This window comes from Noviherbaspirillum soli (genome assembly GCF_015352955.1).
Classification (GTDB): Bacteria; Pseudomonadota; Gammaproteobacteria; order Burkholderiales; family Burkholderiaceae_D; genus Noviherbaspirillum_A; species Noviherbaspirillum_A soli.
On record NZ_JACYOX010000013.1, the window covers coordinates 13,917 to 32,028 of the forward strand.

The following is an 18,112-nucleotide window of genomic DNA, read 5'->3' on the forward strand; positions in this document are numbered from 1 at the left end:
GAGGTGTACTGTCAATAATGGACACCCTCGTGTCAGGCGGCCTGCAGATGTTTGAAGGTATCAGCAAACACTGCAGGCGACAGGTAACCAAGGCGTGAATGACGCCGCTGGCGGTTATAAAAGATCTCGATGTATTCCTGAATCGCAGCCTTGGCATGGGCACGCGTTTCATAGTGTTGATGGTGTGTCAGCTCATTCTTGAGGCTGCCCCAGAAGCTTTCCATCGGTGCGTTATCGAAGCAATTTCCCTTACGGGACATTGACGCCTGCATGCCAAACTGGTCCAGCAGCTCGCGATAGCCATGCGCACAATATTGCGAGCCCCTATCGCTATGATGGATCAGCCCTGCTGGCGGCCGCTTATTGCGCACTGCCTGCCATAGCGCCCTGGATGTCAGCCCTTGTGTCATGCGCTCGTCCATCGCGTAGCCGACGATTTCACAAGTGAACACGTCCTTCACGCCAGCCAAGTAAAGCCAGCCTTCTCCGGAGGGTACATACGTGATGTCGACCAGCCACTGTTGGTTTGGTGCCGTCGGTTTGAATTGCTGCTCCAGCAGGTTGGGCGCCACCGGCAACGCATGTCGGGAATTGGTCGTGGCCTTGAACTTGCGCTTTTGCTTGCAGCGCAAGTCCAATTCCTGCCGCAGCCGCCCGATCCGGTCACGCCCTGCAAGAAATCCTTGGGCCGCGAGTTCTGGCTGCATCCGGCACACGCCATAGGTTTCGCGGGTCTGCCGGTGGACTGCCTTGATGGCTACCTTCAGCCGTTCGTCGGTCTGCTGGCGTAGCGACGGCTTCCGGGACAGCCAGGCATAGAAGCCGCTGCGCGAGACGTCAAACACGCGGCATAGCAATGCAACCGGGTAGTCGAGTCGCATCGTCTTCAATTGCGCGTACCGGGCAGCGACTCCCGAGCAAAGTACGCCGTCGCTTTTTTTAGCACTTCCTTCTCCATGCGCTCGACCGCTAACTCACGGCGCAATCTGGCAATCTCGTCTTCCAGCTCGGCCACGCTGCGGCTACCGGGAGGAGATGCCGTTGTCGTTGCCCCACGCCTGGCAGCCTTGACCCAGTTTGCCAGCGTTCCCTTGGGCACCGACAGCCGTTGCGCCGCTGCTTCCAGGGATAGTCCCTGGTCCAGTACGACCTTGACCGCTTCGGCTCGAAACTCGGGCGTATAAGTCCTCACATCTGTTCTCGTCATGCGTTCTCCCATTGATGCAGTTTATCAAACGGGAGTGTCCACAAAATTCAGGCTACCTCACACTTCTTCGAGCTTGCCGTGGCAACTGCCATCAGCCTATTCGGTTTCCAGTCCGGTGCAGCGCTTGCTACAGTGGTTGGCGTGCTGATTGAAGTCCCTGTGATGCTGCTGGTCGTCGCTGTCGTAAACCGATCACAGCACTGGTACGAAGCCAAAACCTAATTCATAACTATGTCACTCGATAACTTACCCAACCTCAGAGAAGACCTGTTTAGCGTTCCAAAGCGTACGGACTTCACCAACGTCGCAACTTCCACGCACGCCCCGAGATTTCTCCTGCTTTACGGATCGTTGCGGCCACGGTCTTTCAGCCGCTTACTGACTCAAGAGGCTGCCCGCCTGCTTGAAGCGATGGGGGGCGAAGTTGAGATTTTTGATCCAAGCGGATTGCCTCTGCCGGATGATGCACCTGACACGCATCCAAAGGTCCAAGAGCTGCGCAAACTGGCCGAATGGTCGGAAGGCATGGTCTGGTCCTCGCCAGAGCGCCACGGCGCCATGACAGGCATTATGAAAGCGCAGATTGACTGGATCCCGCTGTCCATCGGCGCTGTCCGGCCAACCCAGGGTAAAACACTGGCGGTGATGGAAGTTTCCGGCGGCTCACAGTCATTCAATGCCTTGAACCAGATGCGTGTGCTGGGAAGGTGGATGCGCATGATCACCATCCCCAACCAGTCGTCCGTCGCCAAGGCATTCATGGAATTTGACGAAAACGACCGGATGAAGCCATCGGCCTACTATGACCGTGTCGTCGATGTGATCGAAGAACTCTACAAGTTCACCCTGCTGACCCGCGATATAGCACCCTACTTGGTGGATCGCTACAGCGAGCGCAAGGAAAGTGCGGAAGAACTCTCGAAGCGAGTTAATCAGCGTTCAATTTGATAGATGCGTAAGAATGTTGGCACATAAAAAACACGAAGCATCAGAACTAGAAGATGGCATCGAACCGCTACTGTTTAGACAATCGAAGTCATCTAACATCCGCTTTCGTGTCCAAAGCTGTCAGTCGCCATTGTTTTCCTAAGGACCGGTTATGGCCGGCTGCTGTCTGCCACCGACGGCTCAGAACGAGTCAAAGCAGTCGGTCGCCTCATCCGCTCGATATACTGTGAAATCACATTCGGATGCAAAAATTCTATGAAATTAATAGCTCTAGGAAAGCAGTTAAATTTTCTAAGAGAAATCGATCGGCTGAAGTCTGTCGTGCGGCAGTCACCGCTCCTTGACAAGAGTCGGAAGGAAAATTCTGCCGAGCATTCTTGGCATTTAGCGATGTATGCCTTACTACTGCATGAGTATGCCTGCAGCCCCGTGAATACAAATCGCGTTATCCAGATGCTCTTGCTGCATGATGTCGTTGAAATAGATGTCGGCGATTTTCCAATCCATACTGGGTCTTCAAGCGAACTGCAGGCTGAACAAGAATCGAAAGCAGCGGAGCGATTGTTCGGCATATTGCCACCACAACAAGGTAATGAGTTTCTGGCTTTGTGGCAGGAATTTGAGCGTGCAGAGACAGAAGACGCAAAGTTTGCAAAGGCGCTCGATCGCTTTCAGCCACTGCTTGTCAATGTATTCACCGGTGGAGGAACCTGGACAGAGAACAGTGTTTCATTTGAACAGGTTTTATCCCGGTATGGTCCCGTCATCAAAAGAGGTGCGCCGCTGCTATGGACCGAATGTGAGAAGTGGGTAACCCAACACTTTGCAGAGCAAGGATCAGGAACGTTGGGACAAGCTAGTTGAGCACGAAGCGAATGGACCGCTCACCATGACATTGTCCGTTTCTGGCCGATCTGAGGCATATCGGGATCCGATCACTTTGAGCGTTTGTGCTCCCAAAGCGGACACTGTCGTCGCCACTTCTTCCGGGTCAGAAGAAAGGGCCAACCATATGGTGGCCCTTCATTTCCCGGCATCGCCGCGGCTTCAGAGGAAAATTGCACTAAAAGGACGGTCATCTCCCGGTCCTGATCTTTTCCTGTTCGGTGTTTTTCATCCCTAAAAGTCCGGCCTACCTACGAGGCCTTTTTCTTTTAGGAGATGTGAAAGATGGAACAAGTTGCCCTGTTTGTCACCAGCGATGCCTTCGATCCATTCGCGTTCGATAAGGTCATCATCGGATTTTCAGGCGGTAAGGACAGTGTGGCCTGCGTGCTGCATTGCCTAAAACTTGGCATTCCCAAGGACCGCATCGAGCTTTGGCACCACGAGATCGACGATGGCGACACTGGCCAGTTGAAAATGGTTTGGCCCTGTACCCATGGCTATGTGAAGGCATTCGCAAACGCCCTCGGTCTTCCGCTGTACTTTAGCTGGAGGGAAGGCGGCTTTGCGCGTGAACTCCTGCGGGAAAACGCGTTGACCGCACCTACGCTGTTCGAAACGCCCAACGGCCTGATGAAGGCTGGCGGCATCCGGGGAACACCGTCCACAAGGCGGAAATTTCCTCAGCAGTCAGCTAACTTATCAACGAGATGTTGTTCAAGCTCGTTGAAAATCGATATATGTTCAATAGCGATCTCCAATCAAGCGCGTTTCAACGGTAAGCGAACACTCCTGGTAACAGGAGAGCGCGCGGAGGAAAGCTCGGCCAGGGCGAAGTATCAGGTAGCGGAGCCTCACAAGACCTGCAATGGGAAACGCATGGTATGGCAATGGCGTCCTGTCCATCAATGGTCGGAAAAGGAAGTATGGGCAATTCTGGAGCGGCATCGCATCCGGGCGCATCCCGCGTACTTTCTCGGATGGTCGCGCTGCAGCTGCATGACGTGCATCTTCGGCTCGCCGTCCCAATGGGCAAGCGTGGCGCAGATTGTTCCGCGCAAGGTCATCCAGATCCGCCAGCATGAGCAGGACTTCGGCGTAACGCTGCGACGCGATGGTGACATCGACAAGGCGATCGCACGCGGCACGCCCTATGCAATGGATCAGGAGCATGTCCGGGTCGCGATGGCCGAGGATTATGACCTGCCGATCTTCATGGAAAACTGGGTGCTGCCGTCCGGCGCCTATGGCGAAGCTGCGGGTCCAACCTGACGGCTTCACTTAATCACCACCGACCCGCGTCCCTTCAAAGGCGCGGGTTTTTCTATTTGCTTGAATCACATGGTACGTTTTATCCGTTTAAGCATTCAAAAATTTGTCTGACTGACAACAACATCCGATATGGCAGAGGAAATGCCTATCGAGTGCTTGCACCCCTAATGTACTTAGTGAACTGACTGCGCATGGCATTGTTCAAAGAGGCATATTCTTCTGGGCACCGTACAGCGCGCGTATCTGACAGGCCAACGAACTTTGCAGTGCTAGCTGCCCCGCTCGGGTTTGCACCCAGGAACCAGCATGTCACGTTGTAGGTGCGCTGCAGATCAAGACTGTGCTCATCTGCCAGAATGTGTCGCAAGGAATCGGAAGTGAGACCGGCTAAATCATGTTTTTGTGCCAACGCCTGCCAAAACCAAATCGTTGGGACAACAATTGGCTGGACTTGTGCTGAGATATGATTGGCCGCAAACCAGAATGCAAATTGATCTGCCACATCTTCTTGGCGACCCGTATATGGAACTCCATTAATGTGGATAATCGCATGAGCTAGTTCATGCAGGAATACACCCCACAAAACGCCTCTCACCCATATCATTTGACGAGGTTTATCAAGTTGGGCCATTAGCTGACGATCGGCCTTCAGTACTTCAAGAACTTGGTCTACAAATTCGGTACATATGACGATCATCTGGCTTCGCGGCTCGTAATATGCATTAGCTGTGTCACACGAGGTGAAGCCAACGCTAAGATCATGGCGAAGCCGAAATCCCTGTGCAAATCTGGCCATGCGATCAGCCATCTCGGCGCCGCGGAATTCCTCAATGCTCTCCTGCTTCAGCGAATCTTGAGTATATGTATAAAAAGGAGTGACCTTGCCGCTCCAGAGTAACTCGACCGTCGGCATAGGGCCGGCGAAAGCCGCTGTATTCAAAACAAACCCAAGTAGCGCCGCCGCAAAGAGTTTCATTTTCAGAAAATATTGTTTTTGAGAAACTTATCATATCAAATCTCGTTACTGCTTAGGCGAGCAACCGGCCACTATCGTGTATTTGTAGGGTCGGGAGGACATGCCTGAATTAGCAGACACCTGTCATCCCCTCCCTTACTCATGCGCGGAGGGTTGATTGATGGACGTGCTGCAAGTATTCACAGATTTATCTGGGAACTCCTGTTCCAGTTCGTCGTATGTCATTCCCTCTAACGAGGGGAATGAACCCTGCTTTTCTTAATACGACAAGGAACCACGCAATGCCACATGACGCTGAAAATCTGGAGTTATTCAAGGTGGCCGCCATTTTCATCGGAAGTTGTGCAAGTTAGACGTCATGTGCGTACTAGAATCGAATTTCACGCGAAAGCCGCCGTTGGCAAACTTCATCAGCTTGCCGGTAAAACCTCAGAGCACCTCAGGAGGCGTTTTTCTTCTGCGGCCGACGAGACTATTTTCCATTTCCTTGAAGCACATTCCCTCTCATCCGACCAACCTTTCTAGGAGAGAGCCATGCCACCAGCAGCATTCAAACCCGAGTTCATTTCCAACTACCAGGGCGTTTCAGACTACCGTATCCACGGCTTGCCCGGCCGTGTCTCATGGCGTGGATTAAACAAGGAACACCAGGCGTTTTACCGCAGCCCGGATGACCCGCAACTGTCAGGTACGGTCGTAAATGGTATCGAGCCGGTTTCGGCCGAGGTGCTCGCCTTTTTCCAACGCAAGCAGGATGAACTGTTCGATCTGATGCAGGATGCCGATCTGTTCTACCTGGATTCGCTGACAACCGCCAAGTGGTATCCGCATCTTGGCTGGATACGGTGCGAACCAACGGCCACGCCACTGGCTGCGTCATAAACCTTGATTCACCATGCGCCTCGGACTTTTCCGGGGCGCTTTTCTTTTGTAGTTGCATGTGACGCATTTTGACTGGGTCAAGCCAACGCAAGGCTTGCTCCCTAAACCCCTTCAGGAGTCACTTATGCCCCGCAGCGTCGTATTTTCCCGTCCTACCTTGCTTCCTTCGATCTTCCGGGAGCCTTCCAGCTTCACGGCTAAAAACAGTGGCCGTATCTCGCTCTATGCCATCGGTGTGGAGCAGGACCGGTATGCGTCCATCGCCCGTATTGCTTACCCAGGTCTTGCAGTCGTGCCGGAGTTCTTTTCGGTGTATGTCTGGACGCATGACAAAGGCGAAGTGTGTGCTGGCGATTTCGCAACTGGCAAGGAGGCGCAGGCCTTTTCCGATCAGATCGCCCGGAAAACCGGCCAGCTTCAGGTCCGCACCGATGCGCTCGTTCTGTATTTCCCGAACGAACGCGGCTACTGGCACAACGCAGAAGGATGGACCGGCAATCCGCTGGAAGCCACCCTCTACGACTCAATGGATCTCACGCCGGCCACGATCGCCGCGGTACAGTTGTCGGCGCCAGGAACGATTGCCGTCAGTTTGTTTGATGCTGAGGTAACGGATCTGGGCTTTGATCCGCCGCCGGCGTATTCCCAACCCGCCATCGAACGCGGAGCTGAGTTAGCCGCTGCTTAACCACTACAACCCCGCATCGTCATCGATGCGGGGTTTTTCTATGGCCAGACCGATCAATTTGCTCATTCACAATATCCTACGCAGCAATCCGAATTTCGCTGACTGTCCGCATGGTTCCTTTTTGCTAGGATGAACTTGCCAAATTCAATCCCTGGAACATGGCTTCAGCCCGCCCTTGATCGGGTGGGCTTTTTTCATAGAGGGATGCGATGGATACCAACAACCGGCCCGAAAGGGTAAATGCAAAGGTCACCACCTCGGTGGAAACGGCTCGGAAGAATAAAAATAAACTGAGGGAGCTGGTCGAAACTGCTGGGCTGACCGATGCGGAAATCGTCCACATTGTCATGGCGGAGTCAATGCGACCGTGCGGGGTGCGGACTTTGAAATGGTGGCTCAGCGGCGACGAGCAAAAGAAGCTGCAGCGCTGTCCTGATTGGGCCATCAAGGCACTGGAAAAAGGACTCAGGCGACGATGAGCCTGCTCTCCCTGTCGGGTACCCAGGACCAGCTGCGGCACTGTTCAATTCTGTTGCGTCGCAAAAATTCCTACACGCACTTCATCAATACGCCTACTTCCAAGCGGCCAAGTACTCGCTACTATGCATCTGTCTCCTCCGTTCCCTGCGAATGGATTCAAACCCGCCGCGGCCATGCCAGGCGGGTTTTTTTTGGATCAATGTTGGTGCGCTGCATATAGACACAAAAGTGTTTTCAATGCATCATTTCGACAAAATCTATACCCAAAGGGGAAGCGCAGGAGACAGGGAAACCCGCATCGAGAGATCGCGGGTTTTTTCTTTTTGCTTAGGAAAAGGGCAAAAAAAAAAGCCCACTCACTGGGAGCGGGCTTAAATCCATCCCTTTGGGAGGGTGGAGGAGACAAGAGAAAGTATATAGAGCGTCCCAGAGGAAATAAAATTCCGATTGGCAATACCGGATATCGATTCCGTGAATAACAGGAGAAATATTCACCGGGTCCTGGTGGGAACCGAATGATGCTGCGGGGAAGAAGTCGTGGCAGTGATGCTTGCCAGCGTGTCTTCCAATTCTTTGCAGCGCTGTTCGGCATGGCGACAGCGTATCTTGGCGTGATTACGCTCCTCCCGCATTCGCTCCATATGTTCGATCTGAAGGTTCAGCAGTGCTTCCAGGTTCTCCAGGCGATCCAGCAGTAATTTCTGAAATTCCTTGCTTTGCACGATATCCCACCGCAATCTAAGCTTGCAGGTGAGAATGGATGCCACCCTGAAAGTTTCGCGGAACTGATGAGGTGTTGATCAGAATCGTGTCTTCTTTGCCAACAATGCTTGCGGGCGTCGCAGAAACCAAAAAGCCCACCTTGTTTAAGGGCGGGCTTCGTGGTCGCAAGTTGAGCCTTTCGGCTCTTTCCTTCAACTCAGGAGAGGGAAATCATCAGTGCAGCTATTCTGTCTGGACGGTTGCTGTTGCGCGTCTCAGTGATTGGTATTAGACCGGAAATATTGGCGTGGTGCAAGTGATTTATACGGTTTGTATCAAATAAATCTTTTATAAGTGCGTGTCGTTGTAAGTGCACTGGTTGCATATCCTCTGTGCCAAGCCTATTTCCCCTCCGGGATCGTGCATCCTTGCACACAACGTCCCTGTGACGCACTCCATTAATCTGGCTACTCCTGCCAGCCGCGCCTTGCCGCGTTGATTATGTCTCGGTCGAGACCTCGATAACCTGACTACTTCTGTCAGCATCAACCACGACCCGGATCAGACATTTGTCTTTTCCGGGTTTTCTTTCGCCTGTCGGTTATTGAAGCGTGTGATGCATCCCTCGGGTACAACTCAACCAGGAGAACTGAATGCCTTTCCACGATCCCAAGACCCTTGACTATTTTTCAGCCAGAGCGGAACAGCCGAAGCGATTCGATCCGCGTTCTCCCCTCTGGGGAACGATCGGTTATGCCGTACTTTCCGCGCTTGCCATAGGCATGGTCTTCTACCTGACCTTTGCCGGATGACTCTCCACAGCCCGCCCGTTCCATGGCGGGCTTTTTTTATTATCCAGACTGTATCTATACGATACAGCTAAAGTAGAATAGAAGCCGGCAGTACCGTTACCAATACAAGAAAGGGAATTTCATGGGATGGATTTTTGTCCTAATCGCTGGCTTCTTCGGATTCCAGTATGTCGCCAACAGTCCGACCGTCACCTCTGGTCTGCAAACGATGAAGTCAGTGGCCAGCGGCTTCGAATCCGTGGCCAGCACCGCCAAACAGGTCGCCGGCGCCGGCGTGGCTGAAGCGGGCAACGCAGCGCAGTTGCTGCCGCATGATGTCAGGGCGCAGCTGGGGAGCGCCAGTCAGCAAGTGACCTCATCCTTGCCCATCGTGACCGGTTCCCAATCAGGTTGCGGCCAGGCTGATTCGCTGGGCAATATCAAATACTGCTTTAACCAGTGAGGGCACCTGCCATGCACAATTGCCAGACAGTCGACCTCAACCTCGGCATGTCGCTTTATACGCGGGATGGCCGCCGGACAGGAAATGGCCGCATCATGAGCGAATCACAGGACCCGGACTTATGCCATGCCGTCTTTGGCATCACCACGGAAGCAGGACAGAAGCTGATCTTGTCGGAACGGGAAGTCGACGCGCTGTTTTTTCGAACAGCCGACGAATTACCCCACCATTCGCCATAAATCCCGTCAATAGAGAACTGGGCTTCGATGCCAGGACGGCAGCTCGCTAATGATCAGGGGCGCTGCCAGGCACGTCGACGGTTCTCATCGCGTTCCCTTTCATTCAAATCCCACCCAAGCTGTCGCCGGATTTCCTCCTGGGTCTGTGGCGGGCGATGCTCCACCTGGCGCCGATGCATGTATTCCCGAACCTTCTCCTTCGTCAGTTTGACCGTATCGACCATGGCTACCTCCCATATAGAACAGCAGCTCGAAAGATTCCAGCCTGCGAATTCTTTGGCTTGACGGCTAGCTGCGGGTGGTACCAGGGCACGGTCCAGGCATGCGCGGCATAACCGTCAAACCAAAGCACTCCCAAATTCAATAATTGTCAAAATATTATTATCCGGACCGTCAGTGGCAGCAATCCGAATGCGCCATTTCATGGATTTCAATCAATTGCTGCGCGGCCGTATGAACGGATCGGAGAAACGGATTGCTACGGTCAATGACATCGCTCCTGACACCATCTTCCCAATGTAGTGCGCCGGTCGACGCGTCGTGCGCGCCGAATGCTTATCGTTCCATGTGTGCCATCTCCTAGGTATCAGGCGAACAGGTTGCCTGCATTTCACCAACAAAGGAGTTCTCACATGGCACATCATAACGACAAAAAACCGCTGTGGAAGGTACTGGTTCTCGTCATGGCGTATATCGCCGTGGCTACGCTCTGGTTCATCGGAATCGGTCTGGGCGCATACGTCCTGTCCGTTTTTGTTGAATGGCTGACTCGCGAAACACACGTTTCCCGGTCGTCATCAAGGGGTTGACCGGCCTGGAGAATTTTGTCGCAGTCCTGGACATCATTCTCTATGTCGTCTACCTGCTATCTTCCACATATAACGAAATCAAGGAGTTTCTCAAGAATGAAAACAACGACACAGGCCCTGATGGAGATAGCGAAGAATAGCCCCAAGCTGTTTTTCGCTCCCGTAACCGGGATCATCCAGGGCATCAAGTCCGAGTTTCACAGCGATAACGCCGCAACTGCGGTTGATCCATTGCGCAGGCCTTCTACGCTTTCACGACAATAACCGCCCAAGCCCTGATTCTCTTCCGAGATCAGGGCTTTTTCTTATTTCGTGCTTGATAACTTGCCAGCAAAGGACTATTGTATGGATGTGTATTACAAAATAATGTTATGGAGTCCGAGCATGTCCAACCTGATCGAAGAAGTCATTGCCATCGTCAAAGCTAGCCCGCGGCGCTACTTTGCCCCGATTATCGGCGCCATCGCCGCCGTGCGTGCGGAGTGGAGCAGGGTCAAGCGCCAGGCTTAGGGATACCCGCGCCGCTGGCGCTATCCCGTTGATGAAAGCCTGCCCTGCAGGCTTTTTTTACGTCCGTTGATGCGGCTAGACAGCCGCCGCGAAGCGCGTGTCGCAGGCTTCGCAGCGCAGGCGCAAGCCGGGCTTGCCCCAGATATTGTTTTTGCAGCCACAAACATACTTCGTCCGGTTGCTGCCATCGGCTTTCTTCGTTACCGCCCCTCCCGATCCGCCAGATTGCGGCCGCTCGACGTCAAGGCCACCATCTATGGGAGGTGCCGAATAGAGAGGTACCACCGCCGCCGCCCCCGCGGCCTGCGCCAGTGTGGGCCCGATCACCTCCATCTCTCCCGCGCGCGTCGCCTCCGCGGTCGAGGCTGCTGGCTGTGCGACCGTGACGGTCGTATCCGCCGCAAACTCATATTCACGCACCATCTGGACCGGGAAGCGGTCGTACCAGACGATGACGAATGAAGTTTGCAGCAGTTCCTTGCAGGCGTGAATGAAGGGGCCATCGGCCATGATGTAGTGACTCATCTTCTCGCCCGTGGTTTTGCCGCCAGGTGTGCCCGTATTGCTCGGCATGAGGCCAATTGCTTCCATCTTGGCCGCGAATTCCTGGTCGTGATACCCGCGCCGGGGGGGTGCCTAAGCGGCGTTGCCATTGGTGGACCTACTCATGCACCAGCGTGGAAAGCACGTCTTCCACGGGCCGGGTTGCGAAGTACTCCGGGTTCAGCGAGATCTCATCGCTCTTTGTGTCATCCCGGTTGGCGAACCGCTCGAAGCTGAAATAGCCCATCGAGCGCGACTTGCGCTGCAGCGTGAACAGGCAGCCCGGCAGCTCTCCGCCAAATAGTCGCCGGTTGAAAAAGTCGTACGCATGCGACAGCTCATCGTAGTTCTGTTTGGTCGGGAGGTTCTTCAGGCTCATGGCGGCAGTGGATTGTGCAATCCAATTGGGATCGCCGTATTTTAGAGATACATGCGACGTAGCGCCATCCGTTTTGTATATTTATACTGTATTTTACTTGACTCCAATAACAGGTAATTCTAAGATGCTGCACGGAAACACTTTTGATACTCGTTTGCCCCTCCGGGCTTCAGCACACCAACCTCTCAGGAAGAACCGCATGAAAAAAACTTTGCTCGCCCTGGCGCTGGCCATCACCTCACTGACCGCCCTGGCTGCCCAGCCGGCCATGGACCCCGATACCGCGATGGTGCTCAACAAGCTTAAGCAAAGCTATCCGTCGACCACGTTCGGCAATATCGAGAAATCGGCCCTGCCAGGCGTCTACGAGATCACGATGGGCAAGAACATCGCCTATACCGACAAGGAAGGCCGCTATTTCCTGTTCGGTAGCGTCTATGACATGCAGACCCGCCAGGACCTGACCGCGCCCAAGCGTGAAGCCCTGAACAAGATCGATGTCACCAAGCTTCCGCTGGCCGATGCGTTTGTCACCAAGCGTGGCAACGGCGCACGGACCATTTACCTCTTTACCGATCCGGACTGCCCGTATTGCAAGAAGCTGGAGCCAGAACTGGCCAAGCTCGACAACGTGACGATCTACACATTCCTGTTCCCGATCGACTCGCTGCATCCGGATGCGCGCAACAAGGCCGAATCCATCTGGTGCGCCAAGGACAAGCAGGGTGCCTGGAACAGCCTGATGATCGCTGGCCAAGTGCCGGAGTCGAAGAAGTGCGCCAATCCGGTGGAGCGCAATGTCGCGCTGGCCGAGAAGCTCAACATCCGTGGCACCCCGTTCCTGATGAGCCCGGATGGCCGCTCTCTGCCGGGCGCAGCGCCAGCCGAGAAAATCACCGCCTGGCTCGAAGGTAGCCAGTAATGCATCCGGTGCGGGCAACCCTTTTGATCGTTGCCACGGCGGCGGCGGTCCTGACCCCGGTTGTTCGCGCAGAGCAGCTGGGCACCTATGGCAATACATGGGAACTCGCCGAGCAGGATGGGGTCGAGTCCATCAAGAACCGCCTGACCAAGATGGACAAGGGCGGCAAGATGAAGGAGTTCTGGGAAGACTACCGGGACAAGCAGCTCGATGGCGTGAACAATCCGCAGCCGATCCCCGGCATTTCCAAGGTCAAGGAAGCAAAGACCTGGACCTTCGACCCGACCTACACGTTCACCGAGACCGCCAAAGATAACCTCGGTAATGTGCTGGTCCCGGCCGGCACCAGGATCAATCCTCTCGACTACACGCAGCTGTCCAAGGCCATTGTGTTCATCGACGGCCGCGACGAGGCGCAAGTTGCCTACGCAAAGCAGCGCACCGACGCGAACCCGAAAGACAAGGTCGTGCTGGTAGGCGGCTCATACGTGAAGCTCACGCGAGAATGGAAGCGGCCGGTGTACTTCGATCAGCGCGGCATCCTGGTGAAGCATTTCAATATTAAGCGCGTTCCTGCTGTCTTGTCGCAACGAGGCAAGCAACTGATGATTGAGGAATTGGCACTATGAAAAGACGATTGGCGGCATGGCTGCTGGCCGCGTGTGCGGTTCTGCCCGGCATCTCCCGTGCGGACGACCTGTGCACCGGCAAATTCCCCAACCTCATTACCGAAGTCTGCTGGTCCTGCATCTTCCCGATCAAGATGTTTGGCAATGTCACCCTGATGAGCGGTGGGCAGGAAGACTACCAGTCCGGCCCCAGCCAGGCCGTATGCGCTTGTACCAATGGCGGCGTGCCCAAGGTCGGTGTGCCCACTTCGTTCTGGGAGATGGACATGATGACGGACGTGACGTCCACGCCGGGATGCTTTCCGATGCTGGGCGGCGCGCGGGTCAACATCGCCGTGAATGCCGACGCGTTCGGTACTGACCAGAAGCACCGGCGCAACGCTTCCGCCTCTGGGAAATCCTCCTTTCGCCAGGTCAACCTGTACCTGAATCCGGCCATGTATGTGCTTGGCGCGGTGCTGGACGACCAGTGCCTGGACAACCGCGGGATGGATGTGCCATGGGTCTCGTTTGCCGACCCGACGCACAACGACGACGAGCTGGCCGGCATCCTGACGCCCTATGCCTTCCCGTTCGGCAGCCTGCTGGCCATCGGGGCCAACACGGCCGATGCGGTCGCGGCAACCGCCGGTTTCCCGATCCAGGAGATGTTCTGGGCCGCTGGCGCCTATGGCCATATGTATCCCCTGACCGGCACCAATAACAGCCATGTCAGCAACGAGCAATCAGCGCGGCTGCAAACGGCCCGTATCCTGGCCAAGCTGCATGCGGCCGGCACCCAGTGGTCGGCTGCCGGCGAGCGGGCAATGTGCGGCTACTACCCGCAGATCATCATGGACAAGCGCCAGTACAAATTCCAGCGCCTGGCCCCGATCCCGCAGACTAAGAAGATCAATGGCCGCTGCTGCGATCCGATTGGCCGCTCGACCATCCTGACCGAGTCCGGCACGCAGGCCCCTTTACCCAACATGAGAGACTTTTCCTATGCGATTTTCCGCAAGCGCGACTGCTGCAGCGGCGTTACTCCTGGCCCTTGAACTCACTGGCCTGTCTGCCGGTGCCAGCGCGCAGGGACTGCCAAGCGAGGCGGACATCAAGGCCCAGATGGCGAAACAGCGTGCCGCTACCACGGAAGCCCTGAAAATGAGTCCGGGGCAGGGCGTTCAGGCAGGTAGCTTCAGGACCGAGGTCCCCAAGGTGACGCCAACGCCGCAACGCACGCAGGATCTGGACGCACTGGTCAAGCAGTACCAGACCGGCAAGCCGGTCGACCTGCCCAAAAGCAGCCATGACCTGATCGTGTTCGTGTCGTTCTCGATGCCACCCGACATCCTGAAGGAACTGGCGCGGCAGGCGAGGGAAACCGGCGCGGTGCTGGTGCTGCGCGGTTTCAAGGACGAGTCGCTGGCCGCAACCAAGCAGGCGGCCCTGATCATGAATCAGGCTGGCGCGGAATGGGACATTCACCCCGACCTGTTCAAATCCTTCAAGGTGACCAAGGTGCCGACCTTTGCGGTGGCTGCAGCAGATGCCAGTTCAGTGCTGGAGGATGGCTGCGCACCCGAGACAACCTACGCGACCATTTCCGGGAACATTTCCATCCAGGTGGCGCTGGACACGATCCGCCGGCGGGCCAGCAAGCCGATTGCAACGCTGGCCGAAGCGCGGCTGGAACGCATCAGACTGGCAGGCCGTACCGGTTCCGTCCTACGGTAAGGCCTCAACCGTATCGAGAATTGAATAGCTAACGAAAATCGTTCTACTGGCCAGGGACTATGCTGTTACGCCCGCAGATCTCTGAACGGACGTCGATGTGAGTAGACACGTGAAGATAAAAAGGCTCGCTACTGCGGGCCTTGTCTTACTTCCGGTACAACCTGTATTCAGGAATCGAGATGCTTGAGCGACCAAAAATCTTGGACTTGTCTGCAGACCGAGGTATTGGTTTGGCCCCGCTGGTGTCTATAGTAATCACCCCTGCTCGATTTGTTGTCACCCGGACTTCGCGTGTTGTCCTTTGAACGGTTTGTGTGTCACTGTCGTGAGGGAAGTGAGAACTGTTCGATTCAGAATTGGTGTTCAGCACGCTGACGGCTCGACGAGCCGAGGCCTCGCTTTTATACTTAGCGATGAGTTCAGAATTCTTGGTTTTTCGAGATTCCATCATCATTCCTCGCTCAAGCGATCGAATACATAGTTTAACAGGATGTTCCAGGAAGTGCTGTTTGCCCTCAAATCGAAAACCATCTCCCTGCCACTTCCAAATCTCTCCCACCACGCAGGATCGATGAGAAGCACGTCCTGAACAGAGCGGCAATACTGCAGTAGGGGATTATTTTGAAGATCTATTGGCAGAAGTTCTGCATCGAAACCAAATTTCGGCCAAACAAAATATCCCACCATCTCATCAGGGTCATCCGGGGCGATTGGCCCACGGCCCGCTGCAAATAGCGATATTTCATGAAACCCATGTCGGAATGCAGTCGCGGCCATTAGTCCAAAGGCGACCGTGCCGAAGCGATCTGGCGAGTCCGGCTTAGGCTTTAAAATCATTTCTTTGAGATACAAGTTGTCGAGCCGAACACCTGCTCCCACATCTGTCTGATAAGCGATAACAGTGACAGGACGCCCAGGTTGCACAAAAGGATTATCTGAGGAAACATTTACCCCCATTGGCGCACCATCATCGTGCTCCGCGAGTACATTTATACTGACTTTGGATAAATCCGGAGCCATGAACAGTCGGCCCACGTCAACCGGCGTGAGGCTCAGCCCATTTGCTCCAAACTGAGGCAATTCCAATCCTCCCACGGGGTTACCACCCCTATCGTACAAGGTGCCTTTAGTGAAAAGTTCGCCTAGTTCGTGTTCGAGTAGAAAAGTTTCAAAGGGAAAGATGCTAGCTTCAAAAAAATCAGTATCTATAGACATGAAGATTATAAAAATCGGTATGACTTTGTAATTAAAACGGTATAGCCCTGCTAGAAATTGGCACGCTTTATATGGATTATGCACCGATATTACTTTCATTGACGAATGGAAAAGCCCCGGCATCGCATGAGCGAAAGCCGGAGCAGGGTGGTTGAGCATCAGACAGAACGTACTTCCTGATCGGTCAGACGGTTGCGAATGGAAAGCCATTCACGCGCGTCCATCGTTTCGCTCCAGGCCGAGACTGCCTTGCCGTTGATCCAGTGGCGAAAGGCCACGCGATAGACGTTGGGTTTGACGGAAGGGACCGCGGTGTACTCGTACTCGTTGAAGCCGCGGCCGTCGATGTTGATGACCGAGACGGTTTGGACATTAAACAGCCAGTTGTAGAAGTCGCAGATCATCCGGACGGCGAGGATCAGCAGGGTGCGAGCGGCGAAGCAGGTTCTTTTTGCGGAAGCAGAAAACATGTGGATCTCCTGATGGGGCCCGTGAGGGCGTTAGCGATATCAGGAGATGCAAAACATCGAAAAACAATTACTCGCCGTGCTTGTACACGTGAGGTGGCAAGCATCAATGCGCGGGAATATTCACGCAGGTGAAAAAGGCGACTGGATCAGACCGGAGGTGCAGGCGCCAAAGTGGGCGCAACGTGAGCTTTTACAGGGACCGTGCCCGTGCCGCGTGTGCCTTCAGATCGGAAATGGCGTGAAGGTGCAACGATCTGCCCAGCGCGTCGCTCACTGCGTTGACGAAGTCGCTCAGCGAAAAGACCTTGAGCAGGATAGAAGCGTTCGGCGGAGCCCCCCTTTGCCGGCGGGCCAGGTCATCAGGGAGGCCGGTGATAAACAATGCCTGGAGCGAAGGCTGAAGGGATTGCGCCTCGTTGGCCAGCTCGAAGCCGTTCATGTCATGGTCCAGCCGGACATCGGTCACAAGCAGGTCAACATGGGCACTTCGCAGGATCGCCAACGCTTCATCAGGAGCCGCTGCACCATGGACCGAAAAGCCGGCCGCCGCCAGAATTTCCGTGAACAGGCTTAGTTGATCCGGGTCGTTCTCGACGACCAGCACATCCAGACGGCCGAAGCTCGGCGCAGCGTTAATGGAGACCAATTTTAGCCAGGGTATTTTCTTGGAATGGATGAGCAATTATGTACCTCGCCGCGTAAATCAATGAAAGCGTGTCGTTAGACGCACATCAAGCAGCAAGTGCCCCATTATTACACTCTGTTTCATTCCGCACAGAAACTTTACATCTTTTTGCAATAATCAATCCATCGATACCACACCCCTATATCCCGGCTCCGATTACCTCCCGGGCCGCTCCGCCGACGTCCCCGTCTCCCTTCGATCCCCTTTATTTTCTTCTCTTTCTTATTTTTCTGGCGCAAGCGCCACACGCCGCGACCTGTGCCGTCGCCCAGCTGCTCGCCGCCCTTGGACCGGCCACGGGGACTCGCTGATTTCTCTTTTTCCTTTTCATCGGTCGTCTCGATCCTGTCCCTGAGGCGGGGATATCGGCTCCGCTTACCTGCCGGCGCTTTGCTCTGGTCGCGTATTTGCGGCCGACCTGCTGGCCACGGTCCGTTGAATCCCTTTTTTTCTTTTTTCTTTTTAAATCCTCTCGGGCGCGACGGATCGGGGAGGAAGCGAGTCGGAGGGGTTTTACGGACCGTCAAAATACCCGGTCCTTTTTATGGGGTGGGGTGGTCGATCCATCGGGGTTATGGTCTGGTTGCGGTGATGGATAGATTGTTGCGTTCTTGTCTGTTCCACCCTAATTACTGTATGCTTGGCCAGTAATTGTGCTTTCGATACCGTGGGAAGCGTTCCCCTCCCGCCCCGGATGGTGG

General features: G+C 54.8%; 24 protein-coding genes and 1 pseudogene. 16 read left to right on the forward strand and 9 right to left on the reverse strand.

All coding sequences use genetic code 11. The annotated features are described in order from the left end of the window. Nucleotides 1-32 precede the first annotated feature (32 nt). Nucleotides 33-1,207 (reverse strand): IS3 family transposase gene (locus tag IGW04_RS11780; protein WP_407672102.1). Its coding sequence is split into 2 segments (ribosomal slippage): nt 33-931 and nt 931-1,207, totalling 1,176 coding nucleotides; the frame shifts between segments, so codons are not numbered across the junction. Between the two features lie 57 nt (nt 1,208-1,264). Between IGW04_RS11780 and IGW04_RS25730 the strand changes: the two are divergent. The 4 genes and pseudogenes from IGW04_RS25730 to IGW04_RS11795 all read left to right on the forward strand — a co-directional run. Continuing rightward, nucleotides 1,265-1,429: pseudogene (locus IGW04_RS25730) on the forward strand (arsenic resistance protein); the annotation flags it as partial. 9 nt (nt 1,430-1,438) lie between these two features. Beyond that, on the forward strand, nt 1,439-2,155 hold the full coding sequence (gene arsH, locus IGW04_RS11785; protein WP_194713274.1) for an arsenical resistance protein ArsH: 717 nt from the start codon (nt 1,439-1,441) through the stop codon (nt 2,153-2,155). 255 nt (nt 2,156-2,410) lie between these two features. Next, complete coding sequence (locus IGW04_RS11790; RefSeq protein ID WP_194713275.1) at nt 2,411-3,019, forward strand: HD domain-containing protein; 609 nt, start codon at nt 2,411-2,413, stop codon at nt 3,017-3,019. A gap of 306 nt (nt 3,020-3,325) precedes the next feature. Beyond that, on the forward strand, nt 3,326-4,312 hold the full coding sequence (locus IGW04_RS11795) for a phosphoadenosine phosphosulfate reductase domain-containing protein (RefSeq protein ID WP_194713276.1): 987 nt from the start codon (nt 3,326-3,328) through the stop codon (nt 4,310-4,312). A gap of 145 nt (nt 4,313-4,457) precedes the next feature. Here IGW04_RS11795 and IGW04_RS11800 read toward each other — a convergent pair whose 3' ends face one another. Further along, nucleotides 4,458-5,288, reverse strand: a complete 831-nt coding sequence (locus IGW04_RS11800; protein WP_194713277.1) for a DUF4344 domain-containing metallopeptidase — start codon at nt 5,286-5,288, stop codon at nt 4,458-4,460. Between the two features lie 534 nt (nt 5,289-5,822). Between IGW04_RS11800 and IGW04_RS11805 the strand changes: the two genes are divergently transcribed. From IGW04_RS11805 to IGW04_RS11815, 3 genes are all read left to right on the forward strand, one after another. Further along, nucleotides 5,823-6,170 carry a hypothetical protein gene (locus IGW04_RS11805; RefSeq protein ID WP_194713278.1) on the forward strand — a complete coding sequence of 116 codons (348 nt, stop codon included), beginning with the start codon at nt 5,823-5,825 and terminating at the stop codon, nt 6,168-6,170. 124 nt (nt 6,171-6,294) lie between these two features. Continuing rightward, nucleotides 6,295-6,858, forward strand: a complete 564-nt coding sequence (locus IGW04_RS11810) for a hypothetical protein (protein ID WP_194713279.1) — start codon at nt 6,295-6,297, stop codon at nt 6,856-6,858. A 209-nt stretch (nt 6,859-7,067) separates the two neighbouring features. After that, nucleotides 7,068-7,337 (forward strand): hypothetical protein, encoded by a 270-nt coding sequence (locus IGW04_RS11815; RefSeq protein WP_194713280.1) that lies wholly within the window; start codon nt 7,068-7,070, stop codon nt 7,335-7,337. A 492-nt stretch (nt 7,338-7,829) separates the two neighbouring features. On the opposite strand, the gene IGW04_RS11820 is transcribed toward IGW04_RS11815, so the two are convergent. Then, nucleotides 7,830-8,060, reverse strand: coding sequence for a hypothetical protein (locus tag IGW04_RS11820; RefSeq protein WP_194713281.1), 231 nt, complete (start codon nt 8,058-8,060; stop codon nt 7,830-7,832). 633 nt (nt 8,061-8,693) lie between these two features. Between IGW04_RS11820 and IGW04_RS11825 the strand changes: the two genes are divergently transcribed. The 3 genes from IGW04_RS11825 to IGW04_RS11835 all read left to right on the forward strand — a co-directional run bounded on the left by IGW04_RS11825 (nt 8,694) and on the right by IGW04_RS11835 (nt 9,533). After that, nucleotides 8,694-8,852 carry a hypothetical protein gene (locus IGW04_RS11825; RefSeq protein WP_194713282.1) on the forward strand — a complete coding sequence of 53 codons (159 nt, stop codon included), beginning with the start codon at nt 8,694-8,696 and terminating at the stop codon, nt 8,850-8,852. 121 nt (nt 8,853-8,973) lie between these two features. Beyond that, nucleotides 8,974-9,294 carry a hypothetical protein gene (locus tag IGW04_RS11830; RefSeq protein ID WP_194713283.1) on the forward strand — a complete coding sequence of 107 codons (321 nt, stop codon included), beginning with the start codon at nt 8,974-8,976 and terminating at the stop codon, nt 9,292-9,294. A gap of 95 nt (nt 9,295-9,389) precedes the next feature. Further along, nucleotides 9,390-9,533, forward strand: a complete 144-nt coding sequence (locus tag IGW04_RS11835; protein ID WP_194713284.1) for a hypothetical protein — start codon at nt 9,390-9,392, stop codon at nt 9,531-9,533. 53 nt (nt 9,534-9,586) lie between these two features. Here the strand turns inward: IGW04_RS11835 and IGW04_RS11840 are convergent, their stop codons facing one another. Continuing rightward, the gene (locus IGW04_RS11840; protein ID WP_194713285.1) at nt 9,587-9,757 is read right to left on the reverse strand and encodes a hypothetical protein; all 171 of its coding nucleotides are present in this window, start codon (nt 9,755-9,757) and stop codon (nt 9,587-9,589) included. A gap of 408 nt (nt 9,758-10,165) precedes the next feature. On the opposite strand from IGW04_RS11840, the gene IGW04_RS11845 reads away from it, so the two are divergent. Both IGW04_RS11845 and IGW04_RS26045 read left to right on the forward strand, forming a co-directional pair. Beyond that, nucleotides 10,166-10,342 carry a hypothetical protein gene (locus tag IGW04_RS11845; protein ID WP_194713286.1) on the forward strand — a complete coding sequence of 59 codons (177 nt, stop codon included), beginning with the start codon at nt 10,166-10,168 and terminating at the stop codon, nt 10,340-10,342. 384 nt (nt 10,343-10,726) lie between these two features. Continuing rightward, the gene (locus tag IGW04_RS26045; protein ID WP_267253693.1) at nt 10,727-10,852 is read left to right on the forward strand and encodes a hypothetical protein; all 126 of its coding nucleotides are present in this window, start codon (nt 10,727-10,729) and stop codon (nt 10,850-10,852) included. A gap of 75 nt (nt 10,853-10,927) precedes the next feature. On the opposite strand, the gene IGW04_RS25735 is transcribed toward IGW04_RS26045, so the two are convergent. Continuing rightward, nucleotides 10,928-11,443, reverse strand: coding sequence for a zinc metalloproteinase Mpr protein (locus IGW04_RS25735; protein WP_228527036.1), 516 nt, complete (start codon nt 11,441-11,443; stop codon nt 10,928-10,930). A 70-nt stretch (nt 11,444-11,513) separates the two neighbouring features. Beyond that, nucleotides 11,514-11,774: a SprT-like domain-containing protein gene (locus IGW04_RS25740; protein ID WP_228527037.1), complete on the reverse strand. Its 261-nt coding sequence runs from the start codon at nt 11,772-11,774 to the stop codon at nt 11,514-11,516. A gap of 199 nt (nt 11,775-11,973) precedes the next feature. Here IGW04_RS25740 and IGW04_RS11855 point away from each other — a divergent pair, with 199 nt between their 5' ends. The 4 genes from IGW04_RS11855 (at nt 11,974) to trbC (ending at nt 15,041) form a co-directional block, all read left to right on the forward strand. After that, nucleotides 11,974-12,696 (forward strand): DsbC family protein, encoded by a 723-nt coding sequence (locus IGW04_RS11855; protein WP_194713287.1) that lies wholly within the window; start codon nt 11,974-11,976, stop codon nt 12,694-12,696. Next, the gene (traW, locus tag IGW04_RS11860; protein ID WP_194713288.1) at nt 12,696-13,325 is read left to right on the forward strand and encodes a type-F conjugative transfer system protein TraW; all 630 of its coding nucleotides are present in this window, start codon (nt 12,696-12,698) and stop codon (nt 13,323-13,325) included. The genes IGW04_RS11855 and traW overlap by 1 nt, the downstream gene beginning before the upstream one ends. Then, nucleotides 13,322-14,362, forward strand: a complete 1,041-nt coding sequence (locus IGW04_RS11865) for a TraU family protein (protein WP_194713289.1) — start codon at nt 13,322-13,324, stop codon at nt 14,360-14,362. Before traW ends, IGW04_RS11865 begins: the two co-directional genes overlap by 4 nt. A gap of 106 nt (nt 14,363-14,468) precedes the next feature. Further along, nucleotides 14,469-15,041, forward strand: a complete 573-nt coding sequence (gene trbC, locus IGW04_RS11870; RefSeq protein WP_228527038.1) for a type-F conjugative transfer system pilin assembly protein TrbC — start codon at nt 14,469-14,471, stop codon at nt 15,039-15,041. A 450-nt stretch (nt 15,042-15,491) separates the two neighbouring features. On the opposite strand, the gene IGW04_RS11875 is transcribed toward trbC, so the two are convergent. The 3 genes from IGW04_RS11875 to IGW04_RS11885 all read right to left on the reverse strand — a co-directional run bounded on the left by IGW04_RS11875 (nt 15,492) and on the right by IGW04_RS11885 (nt 17,408). Further along, complete coding sequence (locus IGW04_RS11875) at nt 15,492-16,415, reverse strand: hypothetical protein (protein ID WP_194713291.1); 924 nt, start codon at nt 16,413-16,415, stop codon at nt 15,492-15,494. After that, complete coding sequence (locus IGW04_RS11880; RefSeq protein WP_194713292.1) at nt 16,415-16,726, reverse strand: hypothetical protein; 312 nt, start codon at nt 16,724-16,726, stop codon at nt 16,415-16,417. Before IGW04_RS11880 ends, IGW04_RS11875 begins: the two co-directional genes overlap by 1 nt. A 190-nt stretch (nt 16,727-16,916) precedes the next feature. Beyond that, entirely contained in the window at nt 16,917-17,408 is a 492-nt protein-coding gene (locus tag IGW04_RS11885; protein WP_194713293.1) for a response regulator, read from the reverse strand. Nucleotides 17,409-18,112: the final 704 nt, after the last annotated feature.